1 protein-coding gene is annotated in these 255 nt (G+C 48.6%); it reads left to right on the forward strand.

Annotated elements, in window-relative coordinates:
* Window positions 1-10: 10 nt before the first annotated feature.
* The coding region (locus C5P05_RS35165) for a serine hydrolase domain-containing protein (protein WP_420130703.1) at window positions 11-255 on the forward strand (245 nt) is incomplete at its 3' end.

A 255-nucleotide genomic window follows, 5' to 3' on the forward strand; every position in this document is an offset into this window, starting at 1 on the left:
TCACGTCACCATTGAAAACTTGCTCACGCATACGTCTGGCATCCGAAACTACACGGAGTTGCCACAATTCGGTGTCGTGCTGACAAAGGACGTAAGTCCCGATGACGCCGTCGCGTTTTTCAAAGATACGCCAGTCCAGTTTCAACCAGGCCACGGCTTTTCATACAGCAACTCCAATTATTTTCTGCTCGGGAGAATCATTGAAAAGGTGTCCGGCATCAGCTACCAGGACTTCATGCAGAAGCAGATTTTTCA

The sequence above is a fragment of the Rhodoferax ferrireducens genome, assembly GCF_003347515.1.
Lineage (GTDB): Bacteria > Pseudomonadota > Gammaproteobacteria > Burkholderiales > Burkholderiaceae_C > Rhodoferax.